This is a genomic window from Cytobacillus firmus (assembly GCF_023715565.1).
Taxonomy (GTDB): Bacteria; Bacillota; Bacilli; order Bacillales; family Cytobacillaceae; genus Cytobacillus; species Cytobacillus firmus_C.
On sequence record NZ_JAMBOJ010000005.1, the window covers coordinates 45241 to 58938 of the forward strand.

Below are 13698 nucleotides of genomic sequence, written 5' to 3' on the forward strand. Positions count from 1 at the left end.
TCTGATGGCCCCTTTGATTATCCAATATTCAATGACACAAACTTCTCTTCCAGATACTCCATCATTCCGTACTTGCCGCCTTCCCTTCCTACACCGCTTTCCTTCATTCCTCCGAACGGGGCTTGTGCTGTTGTCGGCATCGCATCATTAATGCCAATAATGCCATATTCGAGAGATTCCATTACCCGGAAGGCGCGATTTAAATCCGAAGTGAAGCAGTAAGATGCAAGTCCGTATTCTGGATGATTTGCCCGTTCGATTGCTTCTTCTTCCGTTTCAAAGGTGAAAATCGGCACCACTGGGCCAAAAGTTTCTTCTCTTGCAATCTTCATCGACTCATTTGCATGTTGAATAACAGTAGGCTGATAGAATACACCTTTAGCATCCATATCTGCCAGTGATCCGCCGCAAATCACCACACCGCCTTTTTCTTTGGCATCTTCCACATGTTCAACAACTTTATCAAGGCTTTCTTCATTAATTAATGGCCCAATATCTGTATCATCATCCATGCCATTCCCGATTTGCAGACGATTTACCTTTTCTGCAAACAAGCGGGTAAATTCCTCTGCTGCTTCCTTCTGAACATAAATCCGGTTTGTGCATACACACGTTTGTCCTGCATTCCTGAACTTGCTCGCAACCGCTGCTTCTGCTGCTTTCTCTAAATCAGCATCCTCAAATACGATAAAGGGGGCATGACCGCCTAATTCCATTGAAACTTTTTTGACCGTATTGGATGCGTCTCTCATCAGCTTTTTCCCAACTGCCGTTGAACCTGTGAAAGTCAGTTTTCGCACCTGCTTGCTGTCTAATAACGTTTGGGCAATCTCATTAGAAGGTCCAATAATCAAATTGGCTACTCCTTTTGGCAGACCAGCCTGATGAATGGCTTCGAATATCTTCACTGCCGTTAAGGGAGTAGCTGAAGCTGGTTTTAGGATGACAGGACACCCGGCAGCTAACGCTGGGGCAATTTTGCGGGTAACCATGGCGGCTGGAAAGTTCCATGGTGTAATCGCACCCGTCACCCCAACTGGCTCCTGCAGTACCAGTATGCGCTTATCACGGCTGGAAGCTGGAATCGTCTCTCCATAAATACGCTTCGCTTCCTCTGCATACCAATCCATATAGGAAATCGCCAGTTTGACTTCACCAATGGATTCTTTCAGGGGTTTACCCATCTCTTTCGTAATGGTTACTGCCAGTTCTTCTTCTCTGTCTCTTAGACAATCGGCAATCTTTCTCAGATATTGCGATTTTTCAACTGCGCTTGTTTTCTTCCAGTCTTGAAAGGCAGCGGATGCTGCCTGGATGGCTTCCTCGGCTTCTTCCTTTCCTCCATAAGCGACCGTACCGAATTTTTCTAAAGTAGCAGGATTATACACAGTTATCGATTTATTTTTATTAGAAGATTTCCATTCTCCATTAATATATAGCATGACCGTTCTCCTTTTTTGCGAGCTGCTGCAATCCTTCTTTCAGTACAGAAACTGCTTGATCAAGTTCCTCTTTTAATACCGTTACAGGCGGGATAAACCGCAAAACATTCTTCTCAGTGCCGCAGGTTAAAAGAATGACTCCGTTTTCTAAAGCAAAATTCTTCAGCCAATTTACTGTACTGGCATCCGGGCAGCCTTTTTCATCCGTGAACTCAATGCCAATCATCAGGCCCAGACCTCTAACATCACCAATAACGGAATATTCTGACTGTAAATCATATAATTGCTGCTTTAAATATCCCCCTAAAGTTTGGGCATTATCTATCCCTTCCCGTTTTAAAATTTCAATGGAAGCCAAGGCAGCCGCACACGAGACAGGATTTCCGCCATAAGTGCCTCCATGTGTTCCCGGCTCCCATTTCTCCATAATTTCTTTCTTGGCAATGATGGCACTTAAAGGGAAGCCTGAAGCAATTCCCTTTCCTAAGGTAAGAATGTCCGGCTCAACTCCAAAATGTTCATAAGCAAACATTTTCCCTGTTCTTCCGAATCCGGTCTGTACTTCATCAAAAATAAGCAATATCCCATGCTGATTACATATTTCTCTTATTTGTTTCAAAAATTCTTTCGGGGGTACAATATACCCTCCCTCTCCCTGTACTGGTTCAAGGATTATGGCTGCTACCTGGGATGGAGCAACTTGATACTGGAATACTTCATGGATGCTTTGAATACATCGTTTCGTCTCTTCTTCATAACTAAGCCCGGTTCTAAAAGGATATGGATATTCACAAGCATATACGCTTGGAAGAAGGCCTTCATAATCCTGACGATAAGCTGAGCTTGAGAAAGTGATCGATGTCGCTGCGAGTGTCCGTCCATGGAATCCCCGTTTGAATGATAAAATGGCTGGACGCTTTGTCGCTTTTTTTGCTAATTTTATTGCTCCCTCATTCGCTTCTGCTCCGCTATTTGAAAAGTACACCATCTTCTCTTTTCCGGTTAATTCGTTTAACTTCTCCGCCAGTTGAATATAGGATGGATAGTAGGCCACATTATGGCCAATATGAATCATCGTATCCAGCTGCTGCTTTACCGCTTCAATTACCTCGGGATGGCAGTGTCCAACATTATTTACTCCTACACCGCTGGCAAAATCGAGATATTTTTTTCCGTTTTCATCCTCTACGGTTGATCCAAATGCTTTCGTTACACCTATCCTCGTTACTCTGTTGGCAGCCGGGGGCAGAACACTGTCTCCTCTTTCTGCTAAACTTTTATTCTCATTAATCATAATGACTCCTCACTCTCTTCACGATAATCGCGTTTCCATAGCTCAATGTATTCTTCTGCATTTTTTTCCAGGTCATGTCTTTCATTCTCTGTTAGTTCACGCACAATTTTGGCAGGAACTCCAACAGCCAAGCTGCCTTTTGGAATCACTTTCCCTGGAGGAACTAATGCACCCGCTCCCACTTGTGCTCCTTTTTCAATGACCGCTCCATCTAAGATAATAGAACCGATGCCAATCAATGCTCCATCCTCGACCGTACAGGCATGTAAAATGGCACCATGCCCTACCGTTACCATTCTCCCTATCCTTAATGGAGCCTCTGGTGTCACATGACAGATACACCCGTCCTGAATATTGCTTCCTTCACCAATTTCGATAAAATTATCATCATCTGCCCGTAAGACTGATTGAGGCCATACACTCACATTCTTGGCTATTCTGACGTCTCCTATCACTTGTGCCGAGCCGTGTACCATGGTTTCGGCATGAATGGATGGAACACGTCCTTTTAAAGGTTTAATCATGTATATCCTTCTCCTTACTGAGTAGCAGGATTTAAATGTTATTTAGCTGCGAGCCCTAATTCTTTTAAAATCTCTTCCTTATGTTCTCCCAGTACAGGCGCAGCTTTTGCAACCTTTCCAGGTGTTTTTGATAGTTTAACAGGAATCCCTAATGCTTTTATTTTCCCGGCAACAGGGTGTACAACCTCTTCTACCATTCTTCTGGATAGTGTGTGCTGGTCATTTAAAGATTCAGGATAGGTATTGATCGGGCCTGCGGGAATCCCCGCTTTCTCGAATTTTTCCAGCCAGTAGTGTCTTGGATTCAGACTTGTTTTCTCTTCAATTAATCTGACAAATTCATTTAAGTGCTGAATTCGGGAGGCATCATCAACAAATCGGTCATCCGATAAGAATTCAGGTCTGCCGATGATCTGGCAGAACACGGGCCAATGATGCGGTGTATCTGCACCAACAGTAAAATAACCATCACTGGCACGAAATGCCTGGTAAGGAGCAGACAAGCGGTGTCCGCTTCCAGTAGGTGCAGGTGTTTCTCCCGTAAACCAATATTGAGTGCTTTCCCAAACCGACAATGCGATTCCCGTATCATATAAAGATGCGTCAATATACTGCCCCTCATTGGAATGAACCCTTGCATACAATGCGGATAAAATACCATAGACAGAAAACAGGCCAGAACCCAAATCGATAATCGGAAGTCCGCATTTCACCGGGTTGCCATTCCGTTCACCTGTCACACTCATAATGCCGGTCATTCCCTGTGCGATTAAGTCATAACCGCCACGGGAGGAATATGGGCCATACTGGCCAAATCCGGAAATAGAGCAATAGATGAGTTTCGGATTTATCTGATTGAGGGTTTCATAGTCAACTCCCAGTCGCTTTACAACCCCGGGGCGGAAATTTTCTATCAAAATATCCGCAGTTTCAATTAACTTGTAAAACACCTTCTGATCTTCACTGCTTTTTAAATCAAGCGTTATGCTGCGCTTGTTGCGATTTATCGCCATAAACGCACCGCTCTCCCCTTCCTTATATGGGGACCATCTTCTGGTACTCTCACCTTTTGGCGGTTCCACTTTTATAACATCAGCACCCATATCAGCCAGCAGCATACCGCAATATGGCCCTGCCATGACCTGGCTCAAGTCAATTACTCTAATGCCTTCCAATGCACCCATTCAAATCATCTCCTTCTATAAAATGAATTCCACTGTTTCAAAGTCTATTTAAGGCTTTATCTTCAATTAAATAGAGTTCCTGATTGTCCAGAATAAGTCTCCCGTCAATTTCTACCCGGGGATCCTTAACGACCATATCGTAATGCCCTTTGGCCTTAACAGTTCCCCCAATATATGCATTCGTACCTAAAGCAATATGGATGGTTCCAAAAACACCTTCATCACTTAGCATGCTGTTTTCCAATTCACATTCCGGATTCATGCCTATGCCAAACTCACCAGCAAAATAGATATTTCCTTCTTCATCATTCTTCTCCATTAATATCTTCCTGAATTGCTCCGCTTCTCTGCCTCCCGTAATCGAAACGGCCTTTCCTTCCTTAAATACCACTTCAACCGGAGTCTCCATTAAACCAACTCCCGGAATACTTCCATCCACCACTAAAATACCTTCAGCGGTTCCTTCAACAGGGGCAATGCTGGATTCTATACAGTGCGCTGCCGAAACATCCGTGCTATTTGCAAACCCTGTTAAGGCTCTGCCTGACCTGCCTTTGATGGAGAATCTTAAATCTGTTCCAAGGGATGTTGTAATGCGGACAGATTCTCCATTGGTCAATAGGTCTGCCAGTTTCTCAACTTGAGGTCTTAGTGCAGCAAAGTCAGCACGCAGCCCCTTGCTTAATAAAATGTCTTCATGTGCTTCAGGTAAGATTAATACGCGGGCCCCGGCCTTTTGCGCATCATGGCGTGCTTTTGTATGGGCAATATTATAAGTTGTCGGTGCGATGATCACATCTGCCTCTTTCATAGCCGCTGCCACTGCATCCGGCAATGCATCTCCATGCCCTTTCCTTGGCGGCATGGAGATCGTGATGGGCTCTGCGTCGAGTGAACAAACAACAGATGCCAGAACTTTTGTGATTCCATCCGTTAAAAAATCTGTTAAGATGACAACCTTTTCCCCGCTCTCAACACCTGCCAGAACTTTTACTAGTGCAGTAGCAGCCGGGTACATTAGTGCTTCTTTCATTTTTAAAACAACTCCCTGATTCAATTTTTATAACTAACTATATCCCTTTAAATACTGGCGGCTTTTTGTTAAAGAACGATTCAATCGCATGCTTGTGATCCCATGTATCCTGACATTCAATAAACGCATCCAATTCCTGTTTCATTGCTTCCTGCCACTCTGCATCCATGGTCTTCTGAATTGTGTTCTTAGCATGTCTTACTGCGATTGGAGCACGGGAAGCAATCAGCTGTGCCCATTCCTGCGCTTCTGCCAGCAGCTTGTCATGAGATACCACTCTGCTGGCCAGCCCTCTTTGAAATGCTTCCTCAGCTGTTATGGTTCTGCCTGTCAAAATCACTTCTTTGGCATATGCTTCACCCAGCAGTCTTACTAACCGGGTTGGTCCCACAACCAGTCCAACCTTTACCCCTGCTGCACATAGCTTCGCACGTTCCGAAATGATACGGATATCACAGGCTAAGGCAAGCTCGAACCCTCCGCCAAACGCATAGCCATTAACTGCGGCAATGACAGGCTGGGGCATTTCATTGACAATATCGTAAATTCTGCAATCTTCTTCTAAGAAGTGCCTGACGGATTCAGGTGTCAGCTCTCCTTCTTCGTTTAAATCGGCTCCTGCGCAAAATGCCCGATCCCCTTCTCCAGTAAGGACAATAACCCTGACATCCGAAGAGGTTTTAAGCTCCTCCATATAAGGAACAAACTCCTGCCGAAACTCTTTCGTCAAAATATTCATTGGCGGGTTTTTAATGGTAATGGTGCAAATAAAATCTGATATCTCAGCATGAATTTTTTCCAAATTTTTCATCACCCTTCTATGATTCCTGTTCAAGCTCTGCAGAGATTCTTATTTCTTTACTGGGTATATCCTCCAGGCGTCCATCAATGCCTTTGCTTCGTTGATACTTATCCCACAAAATAACGGCTACCGGGCATAATATTGAAGTCGTAATAGTAGAAATTGAAATTTGGATTGTTGCTAAATTAGCAATCTCCTGAAAACTTTGAGCCTTCTCAACCGTCATCAATCCTGCACCCGCTGCCACTGATGCTGCTGCTGCGATCGCAGCTGGTGTACCCACTGCGTTCCCTGCTGTAGATGCTTCTGCAACAGGGCCAATTGTACTCTTTTCTCCAAACATCCTATAAACCAGAATTCCGGTTAATGCTGTAAATATGACTGTGGCAAACCCGAGAGCCAGACCGCCCCAAACAGCTTCAGCATTAAAGAAACTCATGAAGTTCATTCCTGCGCCAAGACAGAAAGCAAAGAATGGTACAAGGAGCGTTTCACCAGGCTTTAGAAACTCCCGTATGTCTTCATCCAGATTACCTAAAAGCATTCCTAAAGCAATTGGCAGCAAGACAGCGATGAATGCAATTAAAGGAAAATTAACGCCAACCATCCCTAAAGCCAGCATGGTGAAAAATGGACCATCATTCAGAGTAAGAACGGAAATGGCTCCAACATCTGACCGATTCCCATATTGTCCTGTCAACACTGCATACATTCCTTCATTTCCATTGGTCATGGCAGCAATAATTGCCAGAGTAGATAATCCCAACAGACCGTCCATTGGGTCAAAAAACAGCCCAAACAAAATACCGAATGCAATCCCGGTCAAACACTTGCTACTTGTTAATAGAATTCCTTTCTTAAGGGCCTTTCCGCCTACCCGCAAATTCATCTGGCTGCCTGCACAGAATAAGAACAAGCCAATGAGGGTCAGGGTTCCAGTTTTAAATAGTGCTTCCGAAAACCCGCCGATTCTCATAAACTCATATATTCCTTCTTCAACCGGCGAAACCCCTAAACTCTTAAGGAAATTCATCACAATTGGAATGTGGAGCTGGTCAATCGTATTAAATAAAGCACCAAGCATCAGAGGGATAACCATCAGACCTCCAGGCACTTTTTCAATTGTTTGCTTTATCCTCATATAATTCACCGCCATATCTATTATTTGATATCCTTTTACATCAATAACTCTGATTCCCTGGCTAGCATTGGTTATTTCAATCATTTAGGAGAGTAATAACAATTCCGATTTTTTTTACGGTAATCGAATATACATGAGTTTTTCAAACACCACATAAATGAAACCAATCATCCCTATGGATACTAATGTCGCCGTATACCAGCGGACTTCCTTGTAATACAGCATGCCAATGAGTAAAAAAATTAAGGTAGAAAATAGAAAGCCGATAAAAGGTATTAACAAAAAGATATAAACAACTGTAAATAGCAGATATAGTATTCCTCTTTTAACTTCCTGAATGGAGGGAGAACCTGTTTCCCCTTCTTCCTCTTTAGTCTTTCTGATGGTTTGGATAAGCTGCCAGATTGATAGACCTATCAAACTATAGCCGAGGAGCATGGGAAATGACCGGGATGAATTTAAGAAGTGTTCTCCTGGCGGAAAATCATAGCTCCCTATGACGAAAAAGAGTCCAATCGCAAAAACAATGCCCGCCAAAAGATAATCTTTATTTATTCTCATCTTTTCTCCTTTCTATCACTCTTTTGGCCGGCTAATTCCTACTTCCTCTGGTGACCGATTTCCAACACCAATATCCCAAAGCAGCCAGCTTGTTTTTTCGGTGATTTCTTTTGTATATTCCTGACTATCCTCAATATCTGTGAGAACAATTGCCCTTTTCTTTGCAAAGGCCTGAAATTCATCACTCTTGATTGCTTTGTTGTACGCGTCTCTAATTTTAATGACGATTTCTTCAGGTGTTCCATGCTTTACAGCCGGTCCCCACCAGGTTCCCTCCGGTACATATTTATCCAAATCAGAAACAAAGTCAGTGACCGGTGGGATTGATTCAAGTCCATCTACTTCAAACGCTTTATTATCCATAACAGCCAGTGAACGTAGATCTCCTGCCCGAAGCAAATCCACTACCTCATTAACCCCGCTGATTGAAAAATCGACCTCCCCTTTCATCGCAGCCATGGCAGCATTTGAACCGGAATCGTATGTGATAATTTCGGCATCTCCACCCACAACACTATTCAAAATCTCCAGAGTGAGGTGCCATGGATCCCCAATCGCTGCCACACCAACCTTTGCATTTCCATCCTTCAGTAGCTGAACCACATCATCAAATGTCTTCAGGTCAGATTTGGCTTTGACTGTAAGATTGGCAATCCCCATGGCGCCAATTCCTATTTGCTCGAAATCCTTATATGTTAAATCTGTCATGCCCATTGTTGGAAAGACTCGGACCAGATCCGTTTGAAAAAGAATGGTATGTCCGTCAGACTCTTGTTCGTTAACATATTCAAGGGCTAATGCACTAGAGGCTCCAGGCATATTTCTAACCGCAATGGATTCTCCTAATTCTTCCTGAAGGATTGGCTGCAGGGTCCGGGCCATCGTGTCAGTACCGCCCCCTTCACCAAAACCGACAATAATTTCAATTGGCTGTGAAGGGTAATCATTGGCTGTTTCCTTGCTGTTTCCAGCTGCCTTTTTAGTTGATTGGTTGCCTGCACAAGCCCCTAATATCAGAACCACTGAAAACAGAACCAGAAACATCATTTTTATTTTCATACGTTTGCCCCCTTAGGCTTTATTTTCCTCCATAAGTGTTTTAAGCGTTTTGTCAGGAATCCATTTTGATTTAAAAGTAGAAATACAATACAGACCAGCAGGAAAAGACTAATTGGCCGCGTAAAGAATGGCCCGAACGAATAATCGGCACTAACCATGGCCCTGCGGAAATTCTGTTCCGCCATTAAACCAAGGATTAACCCTAACACTAAAGGAGGGGCAGCGAGCCCAACTTTACGCATAAGAAAACCGACGATCCCAAAAAGAAACATAATTCCAATATCAAATGGCCGGTTGTTTACTGCAAATGTCCCTACCACACTAAAAACCGTCACAATCAGCAAAACTATACTCCTGGGAACAGTTAGGATTTTCTGAAACAAATAAGAGAAAAATAATCCAAATACCAGCATAAACGCAGCAGATATCGTTAAAATGATGAAAAATTGATTTAATATATCAGGGTTTTGTGTAAGTAAAAGCGGACCCGGCTGCAATCCGTGGAGCAAAAGCCCTCCTATAATAACTGCCGTAACTGCATCACCAGGGATGCCAAGTATTAACATCGGTATATATGTACCTGGCACACAAGCGTTATTCGCTGTTTCTGCAGCAACGATTCCTTCTGGATTTCCCTTGCCAAAGGTCTCAGGCTTCTTACTTCTTCGGCGGGCCACATCGTAGGAAACCCAGGCTGCAACATCTGCGCCAACACCTGGAATCGCTCCAATAGATGCTCCAATTATTGAAGATCTTCCGCCGGCTGGCAAAAACTTCACTAACATTTTCCACGGTGGAATACTGGATTGGAATTTCTCCGCTTTTAAAGGCTTCTTCAGCTGCATAATAGAGTCGATTACCTCAGCTATTCCGAAGACCCCAATTAATACAGCAATTAGGCTAAAACCATCCATGAGAGCGCTTTCTCCAAAAGTAAAACGCTGGGCACCAGTGATCTTATCCATTCCTACAGTGGCAAAAGCTAATCCTAATATCCCGGAAATAAGCCCTTTCGATAGTGATGCAGCCGTTAGGTTTGCACTGAGAATAATTCCAAACATGGCAAGCAGAAAATACTCCCATGATCCGAAATTCATACTTATATCCAAAAGAAGCGGCGCCCCTATTAGAAACAATACAGCTGCCAGAATTGTGCCTAAAAAGCTTTGGAAGGTAGCAAGTCCTCTTGCCAGTCCTCCCTCCCCCCGCTGAGCCATTGGATAGCCATCCATAGCCGTTGCAGCGGAGGCAGGTGTACCTGGAATATTTAAGAAGATGGCTGGCGTGGATCCGCCATAGGTTCCTCCTATATGAACAGACACAATTAAAACCATTGCTTCTATCCATTCCATCCCCCAGGTAAATGAAATCAGCAAGGATACTCCCATAGTAGTGGTCAGACCCGGAAGTGCACCTACTGCCATCCCCGCAACTGTGCCAATAAGAAATAAAAGCATGATCTTAAATGTAAAGAAACTGGCCAGCGATTCGCCGATTAAACTTATTTCTCCCAAATAAACCTCCTCCCTAATCTATATAGAGTTCTCCATCTTTCATAAGGATTTTCCCATCCACTATGATAGTCGGTTTTCGAATCACTAAATCACAATGCCCCGGGGCTCTGATACTGCTTCCAAATGTGATCCCATTGCCAATTCCAATATGCATGGTCCCGAACTCTGCCTCGTCTTCCAGCTGTCCTCCTCTGCCAATTTTCGCTTTTGGATTCATGCCGATTCCCATTTCCACTGCGCAATATACATTGGGATGATTATAACTTTCCAGCGTTTGCTTAAGCTTTTCAGCATCTTCTTTTCCTTCGATGGAGATGATTTTCCCTTCTCTAAAGACGACTTTAACCGGCTCTTCACACGCCCTGCCCGGCACAATGGCCCCATCAATGTACATGACTCCTTCTGTAGTTCCTTCTAGTGGTGCCACAGCTGTTTCAATACATGGGGGAGGAGAAATACTTCCAGGCTCATGACAAATTCCTGTTTGAGGGACGGCATGCCGTCCGGTTATAGACATAGAAAGCTCCGTTCCTAAACGGGTAGTGATGCTTAACTGTTCCCCTTCTTCAAGAATGGCGGAAACTTTATCGATTATTTTCTTCTGGGCAAAATAATCGATATCCAGTGAACCATCTAAGAAAACCTCTTCATTAGCATCAGGCATAAATATTAATCTGGCACCTGCATTACTGGCTTCTTTTCTGGCAGTAGAATGATTAATAGAAAAGGTTGTCGGGGCAACGATGGCATCAGCTGCTTTCATTGCCTCTGCAATGATTCTTGGCGGTTCATCCCCATGCCTTGTAGTGGGATTCATGATGGTCATCACCACTTTTGCTCCCATGCCTTCACCAACAAGTGCGAAAACTTCCCCGATTTCAGTCGTATTTGTATCCGTTAAAATCAATAGGTTTTCTCCCGGCTTTACATTTAGACATGTCTTCAATAATGTCTGGACGGATTTCACCATAAACATTTTATTTATGATTTTCATTGCACTCCCCCTCGTTTTTTCCTTCAACTAGTTAGAATGCAATTACCGTGCCAAGTTGTGATTTATATATATATTTTAATAAAAGCCCCCTGTTTATAAGGGATATACAGGACAACTTCTCTTTTGCAAAAAACATCACTAAGATCCATTGTTCGCAATTTGCAAAAAAAACATAGAAGATCTGTCCAAATTATAAAAAAAAGACAAATCTGCTATGTTTCTAGGGTAATCGCAATTTGCGAACTATAATTGCATTTTGCGATTAATCTCGTATTTATTAATTTTCCTGTAAAGCGTTGCTACATTTATACCTAGTTCATCTGCTGCTTGTTTTTTTCCATTCAATGTATCACCGTATTTTTTTAATGCATCCTTTATCATTCTTTCTTCCATTTCTGCTAGAGTAATATTTTCTTTAACATCGTTCAGCGGATCATGATGACGGATTCTTGGAGGCAGGTTTTCTACTCTAATCCAGTGGTCAGTTGCCATGTTTATGGCATATTCCACTGCATTTTGGAGTTCACGAATATTACCTGGCCAATTATACGAACACAGCCTATTCTCCGCTTCAGGAGTGAAACCTCTCACTTTTTTTCCAGTAATTTTGTCATAGTGCTGTACAAAATACTGAAGGAGGACTGGAATATCACCCTCTCTTTCCCTCAGTGGCGGGATATGCAGCGGAATAACGCTTAACCTAAAAAATAAATCCTGTCGGAATTCCCCATCTGCTACCATCTTTTCTAAGTTTTTATGGGTTGCTGCAACCACTCTTATATCAATATCTATAGAAGTATTAGATCCAATTCGTTCAATTTTTCTTTCTTCCAGCACTCTCAACAGCTTCACTTGTAAATGCAATGGCATATCACCTATTTCATCCAGAAAGATGGTGCCTCCTTGTGCCATTTCAAATTTTCCAGGCTTTCCGCTCTTCCTTGCACCCGTAAAAGCACCCTCGCTATACCCAAACAATTCACTTTCCAGTAAATGTTCAGGAATGGCGGCACAATTTATGGCCCGAAATGGTTTTTTAACTCTTTTGCTCTCTTGATGCAGCGCTCTCGCAAAAAGTTCCTTTCCCGTCCCGCTCTCTCCCAGGAAAATGACTGTAGAATCGGTTGCCGCAACTTTTTTGGCTGCAGCCTTTGTTTGCAATATAGCATGGCTTTTCCCTACTATAATATCGAATGTAGAATCATCTACCTCTGATGTAATAGAATAGGCAAACTTTTGAACTTCAGCTAAATCTTTGAGTGTAATCGCACATCCAATAATTTGCCCGTTATGGATCAAAGGATTAGCACTAATGATGACTTGAATCACTTTTCCGTTCACAACAAGAGAACATTCCTTATCTGAGTATCCTTGTCCGGTAGAAAATACTTTTGTAATCGGCAGATTTTGAATAACTTCGGAAATATTTGAAGTTAACACACTCTGTTTTTTTATATTTAGTATTTTTTCTGCGGAACGGTTCATCTCTAATATAAACCCTTTTTGATCAACAGCAATGATGCCCTCATACATGGATTGAATTGTCACTTGCAGCATTTGTGAGGTTGATAAATATTTCTTTAATAAAGATGTTCCATTTATTTTGCTGCTGATTAAATCCGCCATTTTATCGAGATAATTGGATAATATACGGTGCTTCTCTTTAAATTCATTTTTTTGTTTTTCAGAGAATGCCGTTAAACTGATAACCCCGACAATTTCGCCCTCATGTGTTAATGGATAGGAAACATCTGATTTTTCAGGGCAATTCTGATGAAGGATACAGCTTTTACATACGTCATGGAAACCTGGCTCTAAATTGTAAACAGGCTGATTTGTTTTTAAGACCTCTTCGATGATGTGCCCCCGAACCGGCTCTCCTACAACAGCATGCGTGCCCCCGCCTGTAGCCGTAACAACAACTTTGTTTTTATCATAAATAATAACTTCTAAAGACAACACAGACTTAATGGCTTCTGCTACTAAATTCACTTCTTCTTGAATTTCAAAAAGGATTGATTTACCCATTAATATCCTCCTAATACATTAGTTCCTCCTAATGAGCAGGAAAGTTTATCTGTCTCTCAGATTTGCTTCATGATATATATCATTCGATTTGAAAATCGAAAAACCTCTGGAAAATTCTGAAT

General features: G+C 42.7%; 12 protein-coding genes. All 12 read right to left on the minus strand.

Going from position 1 to position 13698, the window contains the following annotated elements; genetic code table 11:
• Positions 1–17: 17 nt before the first annotated feature.
• Positions 18–1442: an NAD-dependent succinate-semialdehyde dehydrogenase gene (locus M3205_RS02995; protein WP_251168565.1), complete on the minus strand. Its 1425-nt coding sequence runs from the start codon at positions 1440–1442 to the stop codon at positions 18–20.
• Complete coding sequence (locus M3205_RS03000) at positions 1429–2736, minus strand: aspartate aminotransferase family protein (RefSeq protein WP_251168566.1); 1308 nt, start codon at positions 2734–2736, stop codon at positions 1429–1431. Before M3205_RS03000 ends, M3205_RS02995 begins: the two co-directional genes overlap by 14 nt.
• Entirely contained in the window at positions 2733–3260 is a 528-nt protein-coding gene (locus M3205_RS03005) for a gamma carbonic anhydrase family protein (protein ID WP_251168567.1), read from the minus strand. The genes M3205_RS03000 and M3205_RS03005 overlap by 4 nt, the downstream gene beginning before the upstream one ends.
• Before the next feature lie 38 nt (positions 3261–3298).
• Positions 3299–4444: a CaiB/BaiF CoA transferase family protein gene (locus tag M3205_RS03010; protein WP_251168568.1), complete on the minus strand. Its 1146-nt coding sequence runs from the start codon at positions 4442–4444 to the stop codon at positions 3299–3301.
• 37 nt (positions 4445–4481) lie between these two features.
• Complete coding sequence (locus tag M3205_RS03015; protein WP_251168569.1) at positions 4482–5477, minus strand: aminopeptidase; 996 nt, start codon at positions 5475–5477, stop codon at positions 4482–4484.
• 37 nt (positions 5478–5514) lie between these two features.
• On the minus strand, positions 5515–6288 hold the full coding sequence (locus tag M3205_RS03020) for an enoyl-CoA hydratase/isomerase family protein (protein WP_251168570.1): 774 nt from the start codon (positions 6286–6288) through the stop codon (positions 5515–5517).
• 7 nt (positions 6289–6295) lie between these two features.
• Entirely contained in the window at positions 6296–7420 is a 1125-nt protein-coding gene (locus M3205_RS03025; RefSeq protein WP_251168628.1) for a 2-keto-3-deoxygluconate permease, read from the minus strand.
• Positions 7421–7534: 114 nt separating this feature from the next.
• A complete protein-coding gene (locus M3205_RS03030; RefSeq protein ID WP_251168571.1) occupies positions 7535–7981 on the minus strand; it encodes a tripartite tricarboxylate transporter TctB family protein in 447 nt (148 codons plus the stop codon).
• Positions 7982–7996: 15 nt separating this feature from the next.
• Positions 7997–9040 (minus strand): tripartite tricarboxylate transporter substrate binding protein, encoded by a 1044-nt coding sequence (locus tag M3205_RS03035; RefSeq protein ID WP_251168572.1) that lies wholly within the window; start codon positions 9038–9040, stop codon positions 7997–7999.
• On the minus strand, positions 9037–10554 hold the full coding sequence (locus M3205_RS03040; protein WP_251168573.1) for a tripartite tricarboxylate transporter permease: 1518 nt from the start codon (positions 10552–10554) through the stop codon (positions 9037–9039). Before M3205_RS03040 ends, M3205_RS03035 begins: the two co-directional genes overlap by 4 nt.
• A gap of 13 nt (positions 10555–10567) precedes the next feature.
• On the minus strand, positions 10568–11548 hold the full coding sequence (locus tag M3205_RS03045; RefSeq protein WP_251168574.1) for an aminopeptidase: 981 nt from the start codon (positions 11546–11548) through the stop codon (positions 10568–10570).
• A gap of 243 nt (positions 11549–11791) precedes the next feature.
• A complete protein-coding gene (locus M3205_RS03050; RefSeq protein ID WP_251168575.1) occupies positions 11792–13576 on the minus strand; it encodes a sigma-54 interaction domain-containing protein in 1785 nt (594 codons plus the stop codon).
• Positions 13577–13698: the final 122 nt, after the last annotated feature.

Bases quoted from the DNA above. Each gene is read 5' to 3' on its own strand.
- M3205_RS03005 (WP_251168567.1), bottom strand. From the start codon at position 3,260: ATGATTAAACCTTTAAAAGGACGTGTTCCATCCATTCATGCCGAAACC.
- M3205_RS03050 (WP_251168575.1), bottom strand. From the start codon at position 13,576: ATGGGTAAATCAATCCTTTTTGAAATTCAAGAAGAAGTGAATTTAGTA.
- M3205_RS03000 (WP_251168566.1), bottom strand. From the start codon at position 2,736: ATGATTAATGAGAATAAAAGTTTAGCAGAAAGAGGAGACAGTGTTCTG.
- M3205_RS03045 (WP_251168574.1), bottom strand. From the start codon at position 11,548: ATGAAAATCATAAATAAAATGTTTATGGTGAAATCCGTCCAGACATTA.
- M3205_RS03020 (WP_251168570.1), bottom strand. From the start codon at position 6,288: ATGAAAAATTTGGAAAAAATTCATGCTGAGATATCAGATTTTATTTGC.
- M3205_RS03025 (WP_251168628.1), bottom strand. From the start codon at position 7,420: ATGAGGATAAAGCAAACAATTGAAAAAGTGCCTGGAGGTCTGATGGTT.
- M3205_RS03035 (WP_251168572.1), bottom strand. From the start codon at position 9,040: ATGAAAATAAAAATGATGTTTCTGGTTCTGTTTTCAGTGGTTCTGATA.
- M3205_RS02995 (WP_251168565.1), bottom strand. From the start codon at position 1,442: ATGCTATATATTAATGGAGAATGGAAATCTTCTAATAAAAATAAATCG.
- M3205_RS03030 (WP_251168571.1), bottom strand. From the start codon at position 7,981: ATGAGAATAAATAAAGATTATCTTTTGGCGGGCATTGTTTTTGCGATT.
- M3205_RS03015 (WP_251168569.1), bottom strand. From the start codon at position 5,477: ATGAAAGAAGCACTAATGTACCCGGCTGCTACTGCACTAGTAAAAGTT.
- M3205_RS03010 (WP_251168568.1), bottom strand. From the start codon at position 4,444: ATGGGTGCATTGGAAGGCATTAGAGTAATTGACTTGAGCCAGGTCATG.